The sequence below is a fragment of the Acetobacter sp. P5B1 genome (assembly GCF_018811985.1).
GTDB classification, from domain to species: Bacteria; Pseudomonadota; Alphaproteobacteria; order Acetobacterales; family Acetobacteraceae; genus Acetobacter; species Acetobacter cerevisiae.
In genome coordinates this window covers 139296-156825 of record NZ_JACRVS010000005.1, presented here as the reverse complement: position 1 = coordinate 156825, position 17530 = coordinate 139296, and the positions used below count along the sequence as shown (strand labels likewise).

Annotated in this window: 13 protein-coding genes; 6 read left to right on the top strand and 7 right to left on the bottom strand. The window is 61.1% G+C overall.

The genetic code is table 11. From position 1 onward, the window contains the following. Nucleotides 1–11: 11 nt before the first annotated feature. The 7 genes from rodA to KP703_RS05100 all read right to left on the bottom strand — a co-directional run bounded on the left by rodA (nucleotide 12) and on the right by KP703_RS05100 (nucleotide 8924). Nucleotides 12–1169, bottom strand: coding sequence for a rod shape-determining protein RodA (gene rodA / locus KP703_RS05130; RefSeq protein WP_215754004.1), 1158 nt, complete (start codon nucleotides 1167–1169; stop codon nucleotides 12–14). Nucleotides 1170–1171: 2 nt separating this feature from the next. Continuing rightward, the gene (gene mrdA / locus KP703_RS05125; RefSeq protein ID WP_215754003.1) at nucleotides 1172–3121 is read right to left on the bottom strand and encodes a penicillin-binding protein 2; all 1950 of its coding nucleotides are present in this window, start codon (nucleotides 3119–3121) and stop codon (nucleotides 1172–1174) included. A gap of 19 nt (nucleotides 3122–3140) precedes the next feature. After that, nucleotides 3141–3707 (bottom strand): rod shape-determining protein MreD, encoded by a 567-nt coding sequence (locus tag KP703_RS05120; protein ID WP_231866249.1) that lies wholly within the window; start codon nucleotides 3705–3707, stop codon nucleotides 3141–3143. A 12-nt stretch (nucleotides 3708–3719) separates the two neighbouring features. After that, the gene (gene mreC / locus KP703_RS05115; RefSeq protein WP_062141641.1) at nucleotides 3720–4625 is read right to left on the bottom strand and encodes a rod shape-determining protein MreC; all 906 of its coding nucleotides are present in this window, start codon (nucleotides 4623–4625) and stop codon (nucleotides 3720–3722) included. Nucleotides 4626–4767: 142 nt separating this feature from the next. Further along, the gene (locus KP703_RS05110) at nucleotides 4768–5814 is read right to left on the bottom strand and encodes a rod shape-determining protein (RefSeq protein WP_043549245.1); all 1047 of its coding nucleotides are present in this window, start codon (nucleotides 5812–5814) and stop codon (nucleotides 4768–4770) included. Between the two features lie 198 nt (nucleotides 5815–6012). Then, nucleotides 6013–7602, bottom strand: coding sequence for a 2-isopropylmalate synthase (locus KP703_RS05105; protein WP_062271757.1), 1590 nt, complete (start codon nucleotides 7600–7602; stop codon nucleotides 6013–6015). A gap of 275 nt (nucleotides 7603–7877) precedes the next feature. Beyond that, nucleotides 7878–8924: a COX15/CtaA family protein gene (locus KP703_RS05100; RefSeq protein WP_156470188.1), complete on the bottom strand. Its 1047-nt coding sequence runs from the start codon at nucleotides 8922–8924 to the stop codon at nucleotides 7878–7880. Nucleotides 8925–9044: 120 nt separating this feature from the next. On the opposite strand from KP703_RS05100, the gene KP703_RS05095 reads away from it, so the two are divergent. The 6 genes from KP703_RS05095 (at nucleotide 9045) to nadA (ending at nucleotide 17520) form a co-directional block, all read left to right on the top strand. Next, complete coding sequence (locus KP703_RS05095; protein WP_252353850.1) at nucleotides 9045–9752, top strand: TVP38/TMEM64 family protein; 708 nt, start codon at nucleotides 9045–9047, stop codon at nucleotides 9750–9752. Between the two features lie 127 nt (nucleotides 9753–9879). After that, on the top strand, nucleotides 9880–11163 hold the full coding sequence (locus tag KP703_RS05090; protein WP_215754001.1) for a multidrug effflux MFS transporter: 1284 nt from the start codon (nucleotides 9880–9882) through the stop codon (nucleotides 11161–11163). Between the two features lie 59 nt (nucleotides 11164–11222). Continuing rightward, nucleotides 11223–13454, top strand: coding sequence for an ATP-binding protein (locus KP703_RS05085; protein ID WP_215754000.1), 2232 nt, complete (start codon nucleotides 11223–11225; stop codon nucleotides 13452–13454). 82 nt (nucleotides 13455–13536) lie between these two features. After that, complete coding sequence (locus KP703_RS05080; protein WP_062141636.1) at nucleotides 13537–14070, top strand: adenine phosphoribosyltransferase; 534 nt, start codon at nucleotides 13537–13539, stop codon at nucleotides 14068–14070. Between the two features lie 144 nt (nucleotides 14071–14214). Further along, complete coding sequence (locus KP703_RS05075) at nucleotides 14215–16446, top strand: FUSC family protein (RefSeq protein ID WP_062250466.1); 2232 nt, start codon at nucleotides 14215–14217, stop codon at nucleotides 16444–16446. Between the two features lie 81 nt (nucleotides 16447–16527). Then, on the top strand, nucleotides 16528–17520 hold the full coding sequence (gene nadA / locus KP703_RS05070) for a quinolinate synthase NadA (protein WP_215753999.1): 993 nt from the start codon (nucleotides 16528–16530) through the stop codon (nucleotides 17518–17520). Nucleotides 17521–17530: the final 10 nt, after the last annotated feature.

Genomic DNA, 17530 nt, shown 5'->3' with positions numbered 1-17530 from the left:
GTTAAACGGAATCAGGCCTGATCCTGATTTTCGCTCTCTCCAAAGCGGGAATCCCGATGCACCCATGTTGAGAGTAGCAGGCCGAACCCGAGCATGACGTTCAGCATGGCCGAGCCGCCATACGACACCAGAGGCAACGGCACGCCGCCCACCGGAATGGCGCCCATCACCATGGACAGATTAACCAGACAATACAGAAAGAAGTTCATGCTGATGCCCAGAGCCACCAGCCGCCCGAAGCGGTTGCGGCTCCGGATGGCCATCAGCATGCCACCCAGAATCAGAAGCAGCAGGAGGCCGATAACGGTGACGGCTCCGACATACCCCCATTCTTCCGCAATCATGGTGAAGATGAAGTCGGTCTGTTTTTCCGGTAGAAAGTTCAGCTGTCCTTGTGAGCCGTGCAGATAGCCCTGCCCCCACATGCCGCCAGATCCGAGTGCGATCTTGGACTGAATGATGTTGTAGCCAGCCCCCAGCGGGTCACTTTCCGGGTTGAGGAAGGTGGTAATACGGGCGCGCTGATAGTCATGCAGGTGGGCATAGGCAAATTTGGCCAGATACGGCACAGGTAGCAGGAGCAGGGTAATCAGCCACAGTCGCATGCCCGCGGCAAAGAACATGGACGCCCCGATCCCGCCAATAATCACGGCGGTCCCCAGATTGGGCTCCTTGAGCACCAGCACAACCGGTAGCAGCACAAGGAAAGCCGGGGGGATCAGCCAGAGGGGATTACCCATCCGGGCGTAGCTGATGCGGTGGAACCACGCGGCCAGAGCGAGCACCAGAGCCACCTTGGCGTATTCGGAAGGCTGAACCTGTAGCCCGCCAATCATCAGCCAGCGTTCCGCACCTTTGCCTACATGCCCCATGTGTAACACGGCCACCAGCAGGATGATGGAGAGCACATAAAGTGGCCCGGCAATACGCACCAGCATTTTGGGTGGCAGCATGGCCACCGTAATCATCAGCACCAGCCCCACCGCAAAGCGGGCGGCCTGTGGTGCTGCAAACGGATAGGGTGTGCCACCGCCTGCGGAATACAACGTGACATAGCCAACGCCTGCCAGCGTACAGATAAGCAGCACATACAGCCAGCTGATGCTCCAGAGTTTGGAGAGCAGGCGGAAGCTTGGCTCGGCGCGCAGAAGGCGTTTGTGGAATTTCATGATTATTCAGGCGTGTCCGCTGGGGGCGTATCCGCGTTCGGTGTCTCTGCGGTTGCCACACTTTCCGGCGGCGGGGTGAGGTGGTTCACCGGGTCCCGCAGTAGGGTGTCGGTCATGATATCGCGCGCCAGCGGGGCCGCAGCATCAGCGCCGGTATTGCCGTGTTCAATGACGACCGAGACCGCATAGCGCGGTGCGTCATACGGTGCGAAGCAGATGAACAGCGCATGTGGGCGATATTCCCACGGCAGATTGGCGGAGTTGAAGTGCCCGCTCTCACGCAGCGCACGCGACACACGGCGCACCTGAGCAGAGCCGGTCTTGCCCGCCATTGTGATGCCGGGCAGCCCCAGCCGGGCCTTGGGGGCTGTGCCGTGCTGTTCGTTCACCACAGCAAACATGCCTGAGCGCAGCGCGGCCAGATATTTGTCGGGCATGCCGAGTTCGGGCCAGTGTTCGGGCGTGGCTTCCGGCCCCAGATCCCCATTCATGGCGCGCACCAGATGCGGCTGCACGGCCCGGCCTGTGGCAAGGCGGGAGGTATAGGTGGCCAGTTGCAGCGGCGTGACCTGCACAAACCCCTGTCCAATACCGCTGACGATGGTATCGCCCCCGTTCCAGTGGTGGTGGTGTGCCTGCCGCCATGTGGGGGTGGGGATCAGCCCGGTACGGGTGTGCGGGAGTTCAATATCCAGTGCCGTGCCCAGTCCGAACTGGTGAGCCGTTTCGGCTATGCGGTCCATGCCAACCCGGCGGGCCATTTCATAAAAATAGACGTCGCAGGAATATTTGAGCGCCTGATGCAGGTCCACAGACCCGTGCCCCCAGCGGGACCAGCAGTGGAAGCGTGTGCCGCCCACATCCAGATGACCGGGGCAAAAGACGCGGTCCGTCGGGGAGAACAGACCAGACTGTAGTCCGGCCATGGCGACGGCGGGTTTGAAGGTCGAGCCGGGGGGATACACGCCCGCCACCGCCTTGTTGATCAGCGGTGTGCGTTCGTTATTGGTCCACTCAATCCACTGGGCGTGGCTGACGCCACTATCAAACAGCGAGGGATCGAACGAGGGGGTGCTGACCATGGCCAGCACTTCCCCGTTGCGGCAGTCCATCACCACGGCGGAGGCTGTCTGCTCGCCAATGCGGCTCAGCACCTTTTGTTGCAGGCCGCGGTCAATGGTCAGGCCAATTTCTGCACCGGGCACGCCTTCCACCCGGTTGAGTTCGGACATAACGCGGCCCACGGAATTGACTTCCATTTCCACGGAGCCAGCGGTGCCGCGTAGCTTTTCGTCCTGACTCTGCTCCACACCCGCACGGCCCACGCGCATGCCGGGCAGGGCCAGCAGGGCAGAGCGGGCGACGTCCCGCTCATTCGGCGGTGCGACATAGCCGATCAGATGCGCCAGCAATTCCCCTTCCGGGTAAACACGCCGGGTGCCGACATCAATCAGCACACCGGGGAGGGAGGGCGCGTTGAGTTCAATCCGCGCCATTTCCTCCCAGGAGAGGAAGTCACGCAGCATGACGGGGATAAACCGCCGCTGGTGGCGCATTTCGCGCGCAATCCGCGCGCGGTCCCGGTCATCCAGCGGAATGATGGTGGAAAACCGCTCGATGGTGCCGCTGACATCGGTGGTTTCTTCCGGCATCAGCAGGGCGCGCCAGTTTTCCTTGTTGTTGGCCAGTGCCACGCCGTAGCGGTCCACAATCCGGCCACGCGGCGGGGCCAGATAGCGTTTGCTCACGCGGTTGCTGGCTGCCATGCGGGCGTAGCGGTCCCCGTCCTTGATCTGAAGCTGGTAGAGCTTGTGCGCCAGTTCCCCCAGCGCGCCTGCCTGCACGGCCATGAACAGCAAAGCCCGGCGCGTAAAAACACCGCGGCCGGGGTCCTTCTGGTTCTTGATGGGCATCAGGCGGCTGCTCTCCCGCCTGCGACGCCTCAGCCGCATGACATGCCTCCGGCCAGCATCAGGGGTCTTCCTTTTCGTCCAGCTTATTCAGAACCCATGAGAACAGGGCCGAAAGCGGAGGATAGACACCGATTGTCAGAAGAGCCTCGAACAAAGCCGGGGCGATGTCCAGCACAGCAAGCCGAAACAGGCAGGCCAGTCCCCATTGCAGCAGGCAGGCCCCTGCGGCCACGAGCGCAAACACACCCCAGACCAGCAGAAAGTTCAGGCGCATCAGGCCAAAGCGGGAATAAAACGCCACGCCATGCACCAGCAGCAGGATAAACGCGCTGACCCCGAGCGGCGTGAAGCCGACCAGATCCATGAACAGGCCAAGCAGAAACACTGCCACCCCAGACATGCCGGTGGGCCGCCAGAACGACCAGAAAAAGACCGTGGCGATAACAATGGCAGGCAGCAGTTCCGCAGCGCCCGGAATGTTCAGGGGTGCTGAGAAAAAGACAATGATGAGCGCGATAAAGATGGAAGGCAGCAGGCGGCGCGCCCCGTGGTCGAGGCGTTGCCACACAGTCTGGCGGGGCCGGATTTCCGGCTCCCACGCGCTCATGGAAGGATCTGGCATCATCCGCGTCTGCCCTCAGCCCTGACCAAGCAGGGTTTTGAGGGGCAGGGTCAGTGTTTTACGTGGGTGGGCCAGAGGTACATGGCCGGGGGCATCAGGCGGGTCGATCAACGCCTGACCAAAATCGAACACCCGCAGCAGGCTCAAATGGTCAAGCTGCGCAAACGGTACCACCACCGGCTGGCCGGGATGCAGATAATGCACCGTGCCAATGGGGAGTCCTGCGGGAAAAGCGCCTGCCTGATCACTCGTCACGACTCGTTCACCTTCAATGGGCCGGGTATCCTGCGCGTAATACATCAGCCGGGGGAGGGGGGTATTGTCCCCGCCCATGATGGCGGTAGCATGGCTGGCGTCCAGCATGACGGGCAGGCGGCTGGCAATATCGGTAATCAGGAGGATGCGGGCGGAGCGGGCACCGGTTTCCGTCACGCGGCCAGCCAGACCATTGGCGGCCAGCGCCACATTGCCCACATGCACGCCGCTATCCGTACCGGCCACAAGCAGGACGGCGCGGGCGTAAATGCCCCCGCTATCCGCCACCACACGGCCCGTGACAAAGGCGGGTGTGGGTTCAGGAATCCAGTGCAGGGCGGTTTTCAGGGCATCGTTTTCCCGGGTCAGGGAGACGGCGACATCATACCAGCGGCGCAGATTTTCATTTTCTGTCTGAAGTCGCGCATTTTCGGACGCCATACGTCCGGCTTCGCGCAGATTGGTGTTGATGGCCTGCACGCGGTGCTGCGCGGAGGTCATCAGCCCCCACAAAGGAGCCAGACCATCGGCTACCGTCATGCGGGCTTTATCAGCCAGTTTGCGGTCTGCCTGACCGGCAATGATGATGCCAATGGACAACAGAACCAGCAGGGGCAGCACCAGCTTGCCCAGTGCCTGACGCATCTGGATGGAGACGGGAATCATACGGCCTCCACAGCTTTCAGGCGGTCAGCCCCTGTGTGTGCGTTCAGGGCGTGTCTGCGTGTTCTCCACATGGAGTGGCATGCATCCTTTCCATCAGCCGGGCTGACGTTTTGTCCCGCGTTTTAAGAGAAAAACATGACAATCAATACATGGTTGTCAGGACGTTGCGCAGGCGCTTCATTTCTTCCAGCGCACGCCCCGTGCCAAGTGCCACGCAGGACAGCGGATCTTCCCCAACGGTGACGGGCAGGCCTGTGGCCAGACGCAGCACTTCGCTCAGGCGATGCAGCAGCGCACCGCCGCCGGTCAGCACAATGCCTTTGTCCACAATATCCGCCGCCAGTTCCGGCGGGGTGTTTTCCAGCGCCGTGGTAACGGCATCCACAATCTGACTCACGGGTTCCAGCAGGCTTTCGGCAATCTGGGCCTGAGAGACCTGAACCTCACGCGGGACGCCGTTAATAAGGTCACGCCCTTTCACATCCAGCCAGGGGCCGGGGTCTTCCGGGTCATCCGGCATCATGGCGGAGCCGAGGTTGATTTTGATGCGCTCGGCGGAGCTTTCGCCAATCAGCAGGTTATGGGTGCGGCGGATGTAGGAGATGATGGCTTCATCCATCTTGTCCCCGCCCACACGCACCGAGCGGGCATAGACAATGCCGCCCAGAGAAATAACGGCTACTTCCGTCGTGCCGCCACCAATATCAACAATCATGCTGCCGGACGGTTCCGTAACCGGCAGACCGGCGCCAATGGCAGCGGCCATCGGTTCTTCAATCAGGAAGACGCGGCGCGCACCGGCACTTTCCGCACTTTCCTGAATGGCGCGGCGCTCAACGGCGGTAGAGCCGGAGGGCACGCACACAATAATCTGCGGGCTGGTAAAGGCGCGGCGATTATGGACCTTACGGATGAAATGTTTGATCATTTCTTCCGCGACATCAAAATCGGCAATCACGCCGTCCCGCATCGGGCGGATGGCGGTGATGTTGCCCGGAGTCCGGCCAACCATCAGTTTGGCCTCATCCCCCACGGCCAGCAGTTGCTTCTTGCCCCGCACCTCGGCTATGGCCACCACGGACGGCTCATTGAGCACAATGCCGCGTCCTTTGACATAGACGAGGGTATTGGCGGTACCCAGGTCGATAGCCATGTCGGCGGACATGAGACCGAGCAAACGAGAGAACATCCAGCACTCCTGGCTTGAGAGGGTACTGCACGCGCCTGAACGCAGGCGCGCAAACAACCACACTCTAAGATAATCAGCTTCTATATGGGGGCAGGGATTACCGGGCCGCAACCACCCAGACAAGACCCTGAGGCAATAAACTGCCTAAAATTATACCAACCCGGTCTGGTATAACAGAACCGGGCTGGTTAGCAGTTTTTAAGCAGTGAGTTCTTCGGGTTCTGCACGGTCTCGTTTGACCAGCAGTTTGTTCAGCGCATGCACATAAGCACGTACGGCAGACACCACCGTATCGGCATCCGCACCCTGACCATCCACCAGCTTGCCGTCTTCTTCCAGACGCACGGTGGTGCGGGCCTGTGCGTCCGTCCCTTCCGTCACTGCACCGACGGAGAACAGCGCCAGACGGGCTTCATGCGGGAAGGCGATGCGCAGGGCGTTGAAGGCGGCATCCACCGGGCCGTTGCCAGTTGCTTCGGCTTCAATCGTCTTGCCATCTACCTGCAGGGACAGCGTGACGTTGGAGGGCTTGCCGGAGCAGGAGGTCAGGCTGAGTGCGCCAAAGCGGATATGCTCGTTATCGCGCACTTCGTCGTCCACGAGTGCTACGATATCTTCGTCGTAAACGGCCTTTTTCTTGTCGGCCAGATCCTTGAAGCGGGCAAAGGCGTCATTCAGCTTGGCATCGTCCAGATCGCCATAACCCAGCGCTTTCAGCTTGTCGCGGAAGGCCGCGCGACCGGAATGCTTGCCCATGATCAGGGAAGAGCGGGACCAGCCCACGCTTTCCGGGGTCATGATCTCATAGGTTGCGGCGTTTTTCAGCACGCCGTCCTGATGGATGCCGCTTTCATGCGCAAAGGCATTGCGGCCCACAATGGCCTTGTTGGGCTGCACGTCAAAGCTGGTGATGGTGGCCAGCATGCGGGAGACCTTCAGCAGGCTTTCCGAATGGATGCCGGTGGTGAAGGGATACTGGTCATGCCGCGTGCGGATGGCCATGACGATTTCTTCCAGCGCGGCATTCCCGGCGCGTTCGCCAATGCCGTTGATGGTGCATTCAATCTGGCGGGCCCCGCCGCGTACGGAAGCCAGCGTGTTGGCAACGCCCAGCCCGAGGTCATTATGGTTATGGGCGGAGAAAATGACCTGATCCGCTCCCGGCACGCGCTCGACCAGCATGGAGAAAATGCGTTCCATGTCTTCCGGCGTGGCGTAGCCTACGGTGTCGGGGATGTTGATGGTGGTGGCACCGGCCTTGATGGCGGCTTCCACGCAGCGGCACAGGAAGTCCGGCTCGGTGCGGGAGCCATCTTCTGCGGACCACTCCACATCGTCTGTCAGATTACGGGCGGCGGTGTTGCCGGTGGTGATCAGGTCCAGAACCGTCTCCGGCTCCATCCGCAGCTTGTATTTCATGTGCAGCGGGGAGGTGGAGATGAAGTTGTGAATCCGCTTGCGCTCTGCCGGGGCCAGAGCCTCACCTGCGGCAGCAATGTCTTTCGCCCCACCCGAGCGAGCCAGTGCGCAGATGACGGCGCCTTTGGTGTGCTGCGCAATCTGGTTGACGGACTCGAAATCCCCTTTGGAGGCGACGGGGAAGCCGGCCTCAATCACATCCACACCCAGTGCCGCAAGGGCTTCTGCCATGCGCAGTTTTTCCGCCAGATTCATGGAGAAGCCGGGGGACTGCTCGCCGTCGCGCAGCGTGGTGTCAAAAATGATGACACGGTCGGCAGGCAGGCGGCCAAAGGAGGGATGATTGATAATGGTGGAGCTGGCTGACATTGGAAACTGTCCTTGAAATCGGTCTTGTCTGGTTTCTGGCATGCGGGTCAGGCACGCCGGTATCCGCTATGGATACAAAGGCTCATTCGTCTTCCCCCTAAGCGCGACAGCACAAGGCCGCCCAGATCGCTCAGGGGCAGATTAGTCGAAGAAGAAGGTCCAGACGTGTGGCCACGCCGCCCGCCTGCGCCGCGTTGCGGCACAGCAGAGACTCGGACGTGAACCAGACGGAATTCATGGCGGACACCATACAGACGGATTTTGTAAAAGCAACTCTAGTTTGCGCGCTGACCGCGCAGGCAATGCAGGGTGTAGAGCATGACGCCCAGCAGAACGGCAGCGAAGGTCTGATGCACAGCCCCGGCCCAGACCGGCACAACCAGCAGCAGGGTGGTCACCCCCAGTGCATACTGGATCAGCACCGCCCAGCCCAGCAGCATGATGGCGTTATGCGCCTTGCTGCCAAGAGTGGCGCTGCGCAGGCCGAACAGCAGAACCGCGCCAATGCTCAGGGCCGTCAGGGTGGCCAGCAGGCGGTGGTCAAACTGAATGGCGGCCTTGTTGTCCACCAGATTCATCCAGAACGGGGAAAGACGGGCGTATTCCGTCGGGATCAGGTGTCCGTCCATCAGTGGGAAGGTATTGTACACAAAGCCCGCGTGCGTGCCCGCGGTAAAGCCACCGGCCACAATGGTGATGCAGATCAGGCAGAGCGCCAGCCAGACCAGCCGCTTGGTGCGGGTGCCCTCGGCAGAGGGTGTGACCACCTGCGGGGTGGGCCAGCGGATGGAAAGGGCCGTCCACAGAATGGCAAGATACAGGGCGAGGGCGGCGCTCAGATGCAGCACCAGCCGCACCGGTTCCACCGCCGTGCTGTCCGGACGGAAGCCGGACGCGACCATGAACCAGCCAATGGCCCCTTGCATGGCGCCCAGAACAAAAAACACAAACAGGCGCAGCGCCAGTGCACGGGTAATCATGCCCCGGATGGTGAACCAGATGAGCGGCAGCAGCAGCACGAGGCCCATCAGGCGGCCCCAGAAGCGGTGAATCCACTCAGCCCAGAAAATTCTCTGGAAACCTGCCAGCCCGAACCCTTCATGCTGAAGGTGATATTGCGGGATGGTTTGATACAGCGCGAACAGCCGTTCCCACTCTGCATGAGACAGAGGAGGGATAAACCCGCTGACAGGCTGCCAGTCCATAATGGACAGGCCGGAGCCTGTCAGGCGCGTCACCCCACCAATGGCAATCATGCCCAGCAGCATGAAGCAGAGCAGGAACAGCCAGTTGGAAATCAGGCGGCGGTGGTTGGGGGCCATATCGGCATAGCGCGGAGGAGAGGAGGACATGGCACCCTTTGGCCTGTGTTGTGTCTGACTATAACGAGGGTTTAAACCCGGCTTGCGGCTGGCGGCAAGAAGATGGTAGCAGCCGGCAGGATGGAACAGACACCTCCCTCCGCCGCACGGCCTGTTTTCCGGTTTTTGCGTCCTGCTCTGATGCTGGCCTTTCTGGTCGCGGGGGCCGTGTTGCTGCGCGCCGTGCCGGGGCTGAGGCATGTGCTGGAAAGTACGGCTCTGCTGCGGGATGGCGCATGGGGGCGCGTGGTGTTTCTGGCCGGTGCGTCCGTCTGGTGTGCGTTTGGCCTGCCGCGGCAGGTTGCGGGGTTTGCTGCCGGGCTGGCTTATGGGGCCCTTGAGGGCACGGTGCTGATTACTGTTGCATCGACAGCCGGATGTGTGGCTGGCTTTTTCTGGGCACGCTGGGGTGGCCGGCACTGGGCGCAGGCCCGGCTTGGGGCGCGCTTTGCCCGGCTGGATGCCATGCTGAGCCGCCAGCCTTTTCTGAGTATTCTCACATTACGTCTGCTGCCGGTTGGGTCTGCTTTGTTGCTGAACCTGCTGGGGGGCGTTTCAGGCATTGGCGTGGTGCCGTTTGCTGCGGCTACCGTGCTGGGCGGCCTGCCGCAGAATGTAGTGGCGGTGCTGCTGGGGGCCGGGGTGCGGGTTGACGCTGTGTGGCAGTTTGTGCTTGGCGGGGGCCTGTTTGTTACCTCGGGCGTGCTGGGTGTGTGGCTGCTGCGCCGGGCGCAGGTGGGCCGCATAGTGCAGCAGGATACAGACCGGGCCGCCCAGCCAGACGCCTAGGAGCCAGCCTCCCTGGGGCGCATCACAAAGATGCTGCATTTCTGTTCTTCGTTTTTGCCTCTGTCCTGTCAGGCCGATGTCCTGTTCAGTTCTTTTTTGCCCCTCTTTTTCTTTCCGGAGCGCCACGATGGCATCTGCCACCGTCTCACGAGAGCCTGTTTCTGCCATTTTCCCGAACGGGGTGCCGGGCTGGCTCCCCCTCCTGCTGGGGTTTCTGACTGCCGTTGGCCCCATTTCCACGGATATCTATCTGCCAGCGTTTCCCGCCATGGAGCAGTCTCTGCACACCACGGCGGGCAATGTGCAGATGACGCTGTCTATCTGGTTTGTCGGGCTGGCCATCGGGCAGATTACCATGGGGCCGCTGGCGGATCGCTACGGGCGGCGCTGGCCGATGCTGGCGGGCAATCTGATTTATGGTCTGGCGTCTGCGGTCTGCGCTTTTGCGCCGGACATCATCACCTTTTCCATTGCCCGGTTTGTGGCGTCCATTGGCGCGTCGGCCAGTCTGGTTATCCCCACGGCCTGCGTGCGCGATATTGTGCCGGACCGGAATGCCGGGGCTAAAATGTTGTCTCAGCTGGTGATGGTGATGGGCGTTGTGCCCATTCTGGCTCCCATGCTGGGCGGTATGGTTGTGGCTGTCACCTCATGGCGCATCATTTTCTGGGCGTCTGCGGTGTATGGGCTACTGTGTGTGCTGCTGGTAGTGTGGGTGTTACCGGAAACGCTGCCGTACCAGAGGCGTGTTTCCCTGTCCCCCATGACGCTGGTCACCCGTTATCTCACTCTGCTGCGGGACCGGTCATTCAGCTCCCATGCGCTGATCACCGGTTTTTCCACCTTCATGCAGTTCAGCTATCTGACGGCGGCATCCTTTGTCTTCATCAAGATTTTTGGGTTCACGCCGTTCCGCTTCTCCATGCTGTTTGGCATTTTTTCCGTCTTCATGATCGGCGCATCCCAGCTGAACGGGGTGCTGGTCGGGCGGATCGACTCGGCCAGATTGCTGGTTATGGCGGTGCTGGTGGCTGTGCTGGGCGGCGCGCTGGTGGTGGCTGTCAGTCTGTGGGGGGATTGGTATGCAAGTGCGGAATGGCGCAAACATTACGAAGTGTGGTTCCTTATTGCCACAATGGTGCTCACCCTCGCGCCGACGGGCTTTATTTTCCCTAATGGCATGATGGGCGCACTGGCGGACCACCCCAGTCTGGCAGGGGCGGCGGCTGCGCTGGCGGGCACCATGCAGTATGTGCTGGGCGCGCTGGCCGGGGCTGTGCTGGGGATGTTCCCCACAACGTCGGCTCTGCCTATGGCGGGCTGTATGTTTTTTGGTACATTAATGATGCTGGCCATGTGTGCACTCCGGCCCGGAGGTTTGAGCAGCACCACTGGCCACCAGAGCGACTGAGGCAAACACGGGCGCTGTGCCCTGACGCCGCAGGCAACGTGAAACGGAGCTAGGACGGCATGGCACGGCATCCCGCAAGACGGGCCCATATTCTGGCACTGATTGGTGCCGGTCTGCTTATTGTCACGTTCGGGACTATGGGCATTGAGCTGGGTAACGAAATGGCCCGCCATGGCGATCTGGATCGCCGGAGCACCGCTGCTGGCAGTTACCTGCGCAACCTGCACCATGCGACCAGCGAGGCCCGGATCTGCCATTATGCCTGGCTGGCCAAGGGGCAGGAGCGGGATGAGACCTGTTATGAGCGCGCCATTGCCCAGCTTGGCGCAGCCCGACAGGATTTTACGGCGTTCAAGGCCATTCAGAAGCGGCAAGGCAGTGAGCGATCAGAACCTCTGAGTGCGGTCGATAATGGTCTGACGCAGGTTGCCGGCTGGAAGACAACCGGCGGGGCGATGCCGGAGGGTGGCGAACAGGTTCTGGCCACTCTTGATGATAACCTTTCCGTTCTCAGCCGCGTCAGCACGCTGGATCAGGCAGACCGCGTGGCCAACATGCTGCGCAATACCAGCTGGCAGCGGCGTCTGGGGCTTCTTGGTATTCTGACTGGTGTGCTCAGTCTGATTTCCGCTGGCTGGGTTCTGGACCGGTCTTCTCTTGCCGCAGCGCGGGCGGAAGCATCCTCGCGTGATCTGGCATTGCGTCTGCGCGCCACGCTGGACAGCCTGAGTCTGGGCGTTGCGGTGTTTGGCGCGGATGGCCGTCTGTGGCACTGGAACGAGCAGCTGCGCACTGTGCTTGGGCTGGAAAAGGATTTTCTGAAACTCGGCCTCTCTTATGAGGAACTTAGCGCGGTTCTTGTGGTGGGGGGCGTACCTCTTCTAGAGCCGTTCGAGCATATTGAAGCCAGTCTGTTGCGCGGTGAATCTGCGCCGCCAGTCATGGTGGAATGTAACGGGATTAATGGTGCGGATCTGGAACTGTGCCGTACCCTGTTCTTCGCGCCGGATGGGGCAGCGGAACGCCGGGGCTTTGTGCTGACGGCAGCCGATATCACCCTCCGCCTGCGCAGTGAGCGCGCTCTGGGTGAAGCCCAGAAACTCCGCGCTCTTGGCCAGCTGACCGCGGGCATTGCGCATGACTTTAAAAATCTGCTCACCGTGATTCTGGGCAATCTGGAACTGGCTGCGGATCATGACCAGCCGGACCATGTGGAGCAGCGGCAGGAATATCTTTCCGCCGCCACGCATGCCGGGCGGCGGTCCGAGGCGCTGACGGGCCAGTTGCTCTCCTTCATGCGGCGGCAGAGTACGACGCCGGATTCTTTATCCCTGGCCGATCTGTTCTCTTTTTTGAGCGGGTTGCTGGGGCGGATTATCGGCTCCCGTATTGTCGTGGAATGTGGGGATGTTTCGGGCGTATGGTCCGTGCGGGCTGACCCGGCGCAGCTTGAAAGTGCTGTGCTGAATCTGGCCATTAATGCGCGGGACGCCATGCCGACAGGCGGCCGTCTGCGCATAGTCGCGCGGAATGTCACCTTCCCCGTCAATGCCGACCTGATGAGCCTTCCGGTGGAGGAAGGCCGCACAATGCGCGTTGTCTCAGACCCAACCCCTCTGACCGCAGGGGACTGGGTGCGGCTGGACGTGATTGATAGCGGCAGCGGCATGACGAAGGAGGTTCTGGCGCATCTGTTTGAACCCTTCTTCACCACCAAGAGTGAAGGCGCCGGCACAGGGCTGGGGATGGCCATGGTTCTGGCGTTTTCCCAGCAGGCACGCGGGCGCGTGGTGGTAGCGACGGGTGCATCCTGCGGCACGGAGGTCTCCCTGTGGCTTCCTCGCGCCGTTACGGATGTGAAGGAGGTTGTGCTGCCCAAATGCGCACCGGCGGCACCGGTGCAGGAGCGACAGATGCAGGTTCTGGTGGTGGAAGATGATGCGGCCATTCGGGATATTGTCGTCACCATTCTCAGCATGGCCGGGCACCGGGTGCTGGAAGCCGGGGACGGCGAGCAGGCGTTTGACGTGGCGGCTGCGGCCAAGGGGCGGATCGATCTGCTGGTGACGGATATTCAGCTCCCCGGCCCGCTGGATGGCGTGACGCTTTCCCGCGTGCTGGCGGGGCGGGATGCTGGTCTGGCTGTGGTCTATATGTCGGGTGAACTCACGCCGGACAGCCCCCCGCCACCCGGCGCGCTGAAGGGAGCGCGGCTGCTGCCTAAGCCTTTCCGGAGAGATGGCCTGATGCAGGCGGTTACAGCGGCTCTGACCGCACGGGCGGGGGCCTGACTCCCATCCTTCTCTCTTGCGGAAGGGGGAGGGGCGGGCTAGAGCGTGTGCCGCAAAACCATCGGAAAGGACACCACGGGCCATGACGCAGCACGAGGATATCGACCTGAAGCGTTATATTCGGAACATTCCGGATTTTCCGAAACCGGGTATCCTGTTTTACGATATTTCCACGCTGATGCGTGAGCCGGATGCCTGGCAGATCACCATGGGCCGTCTGGCACGCCAGATTGCACCGTGGGAGCCGGATATGCTGGCCGCTGTGGAATCCCGCGGGTTTCTGACAGCTGCTCCGCTGGCGGACCGCCTTGGCTGTGGCATGCTGATGCTGCGTAAACCAGGCAAGCTGCCGGGTGCCACCATCTCCCATACGTATGATCTGGAATATGGCAGTGACACGCTGCAGATTCAGGCCGACGCCATCAAACCCGGCCAGCGCGTTGTGGTGATGGATGATCTGCTGGCAACCGGCGGCACGCTCTCCGCGTCTGTCACGCTGCTGCAAAAGGCTGGCGCTAATGTGGTTGGGGCCTCTGTGCTGGTGGAACTGACCGGCCTTGGCGGCCGCGCAAAAGTAGATGCGCCAGTTAAAACCCTGCTGTCTTACGACGAATAAAACACGGTCCGCCCTGCTTTGCCTGTGACGCCTGCCTGTCAGGCATAGCGGGCATAGTAAGGTGTGAATACGTTTTTACTCTGCCCTAAGCTATGAAGGCTGCATGGCAGGTATTTCCGTAAAATACGATTGGCTGAGTGCTGCATGAGGAGTGCCGCACTTTCTATAGGCCAGCTCTGGCAGGCGTTTGCGCAAATTGCGCGCCAGACCCTGCTGGGGGGTGGCCCGCCGCGTAAACTGGACCACTTTCGCTGGCTGTATGCGCCGGATCTCCTGTCCTTCGGCTACGCGCTGCGGACCACCATTTCCGCTCTGATCGCACTGGGTATCGCCCTCTGGTGGGAGCTTGGCAGCCCGCAATGGGCCGCGCTGACGGTCTGGATGGTGGCGCAGGGCACGCGCGGCAAATCCATCGCCAAGGCGCGGTGGCATATGTTTGGTATGGTGGTAGGTACCATCTGCGCCATTGTGCTGGTGGCCTGCATGCCACAGGCACCGCTGCTGTATCTGTTCTGTCTGGCCGGAGGGATCGGGGCGTTCTGTTTTATCGGAACGCTTCTGCCCGGCCCGGCGGCTATGACCAACTACCGTATTCATGGCATGCGGGCGTCCGGCTTTACCTACGCCATTATCGCGCTGGATGGGGTGCTGGCACCGGACCATATTTTTGAAATCGCCATGGCCCGCGCCACCTACATCACGCTGGGCATTGTGGTGGAAACCACCATTTCTTCCCTGTTTCAATACCGGCTGGAAAACCGTGCGAGAAACCGGCTGGCCAGCAATTTTGTGCAGGCGCTGGGCGGCGTGACGCGCACACTCGGCCGCCTGCTGCAAGGCGACCGGCGCTCAGTGTCCACCTCGCCTGAGGTGTTCTCCACCATTCTGACGCTGAGTGATCAGGTTGAGTTTGCCGAAATTGAGATGGGCAAACACAAGCATGAAGGCGACCACGCCCGCGCAGCCCTTGCCGCCATGACGGTCCTGATGTCGCGCGGGCTGGATCTGGCGGCCTTGTTGCAGGTGCCAGACAGCGAGGGCACCCATTATCAGCAGACAGCTGCGGAAGTGAGCCACTTTTTGCAAACGCTGCCGGGCCGTGTGGATCAGGATCAGCCCGTCGCGCCCGTCCTGCGGGAGCTGGATGAATTATGTGCCACCTGCCGCCAGCTTGCAGCCGCCTGTCTGGATGAGGAAATGGTCGCGGCGACTCATACGCCGGTTGATCGGGATGAGGAGCGCGTTGTCTCCCGTCAGGGCCAGCTTTTGCACAAGCTGGGAGAAATGATGGACGAACTGCGGCTGGCGCTTGAGCAGTTCGACATGAGCCGCAACCCGCAGCCGCATGACCACTTCCGCTACGCCATGCGGTCTTACCGGGACTGGCGGATGGCGTTTACCAACAGTCTGCGGGCCTCGGTGACCATCTTCTGTTCCGGGCTGATCTGGGTTGCCACGGCCTGGCCGGATGGTCTGACCTTCATGATGTTTGTCTCCATTGTCTGCGCCCTGTTCTCCACGCTGGAACAGCCGGCTCTGGCGACCAAAGCCTTCCTGCACGGGACTATCTGCGTCATCGGCATGTGCGGCCTGCTGGATTTGTGGGTAATGGCTCAGCCCACCACGTATGAAATGCTGGCCATGTGCCTTTCCATCCCCATGCTGCTGGGGGGACTGGCTTTTGCCTATGTGCCGCTGGTTCTGGCGGCGGTGGCCTATAACCTGTTCCTGCCCATTCTGGTCGGGCCGCTGAATCAGGGCCGGATGGATGAGGTCATGTATTTCAACACGGCGCTGCCGCTCTTGCTGGCCATGGTGTTTGCCATGTGGATGTATCGGGTTTTCCTGCCGTTTGACCCCGATGGTCTGCGGTGGGACATGCGGCTGAACATTCTGCGCGGCTTGCGGCGGCTGGCCAGCCAGCGGGTGCCGGAACTGCCGTCCGAAGTGGTGGGGCGCAGCGTGGATGGCTTTGTGCGCCTGTCCACCATGACGCCGGATAAAAAATCTTTTGTGCTCAATCGCTATCTGAGCGGCGTGCTGTCCGGCATGACCATCGGGCTGAATGTGCTGCGGTTACGGGCCATTCTGGCGCAGGGTGTGCTGCCACCCGGCGCACAACGGGCCACGCAGGCCATGATGAACCGGATGCAGCGGTTTACAGGCCGGTATGGTGGGCAATATGGACGCACGGCGCGGGCCACGCATCTGGCAGTGCAGTATCTGGTGCAGCGGGAGCAGGTGGAAACAAACCTGTCCGTGCGGCTGGAAATGCTGCGCGCCCTTGCCAGCCTGAGGGTGATTGAAACGGAACTGGAGCAGAACCAGGATTTCTTTGATGCGTCCTCCCCGTATCTGGACAAGGCGTTTTCCTGACTGTGTTTTGACTCTTCCTGTGCCAGCAGGCATGGAAAAGGCGATGCCCCGGCCCCTTTTTGTTCAGACGGATACAGCAAAATGACCGCCTCCCTTCAGACGTCATTCTGGCAAGAGCAGGCAGACAGCCTGTACCCACGGGTAAGCCATGTTATTCCGGCCATGGAGTGGCCCGCTTTTTCTGAAGATATTGCCGCTATTTTGGCCCTTAAGGAAAAGCGTAACGCCGTCATCCTGGCGCATAACTATCAGACGCCGGAGATCTTCCATTGTGTGGCGGACGTCACGGGGGATTCCCTTGCTCTGGCGCGTAAGGCGCAGGAGGTGGAAGCCGACGTGATTGTTATGGCGGGGGTGGCCTTCATGGCTGAGACCGCCAAGCTGCTGAACCCGTCTAAAACGGTGCTTCTGCCGTCTGTGGAAGCCGGATGCTCACTGGCGGATTCCATCACCGCAGCCGATGTCCGGCTGATGCGCGCCCGTTACCCCGGCGTGCCGGTGGTGACGTATGTGAACACCTCAGCCGATGTGAAGGCAGAAAGCGATATCTGCTGCACCTCCGGCAACGCCCGCCAGGTCATTGAAAGTCTGGGCGTGGATGAAGTGATCATGATCCCCGATGAGTTTCTGGCGCAGAATGTGGCGAAGGAAACCGGGGTGAAAATCATCACATGGAAAGGCCATTGTGAGGTGCATGAGCGTTTCACGCCGGAAGAAATCCGCCAGTGGCGCGCCGCATGGCCCGGCCTTGTTGTGCTGGCGCATCCGGAATGCCCGCCGGAGGTTGTGGCGGAAGCCGATTTTTCCGGCTCAACTGCCGGGATGTCAGAGTTTGTGGCGTCTGGAAAAGCCGGACGTGTGCTGCTGGTGACGGAATGTTCCATGAGCGACAATCTGGCCGTGGAACATCCCGAGGTAGAGTTTGTCCGCCCGTGTAATTTGTGCCCGCATATGAAGCACATCACACTCTCCGCCATCCGCAAATCGCTGGAACAGATGGAAGTAGAAGTGACGGTCGATGCCAGCGTGGCAGACCGCGCCCGTCTGTCCATTGAGCGGATGCTGGCGGTTTAAGGTCTTTTCC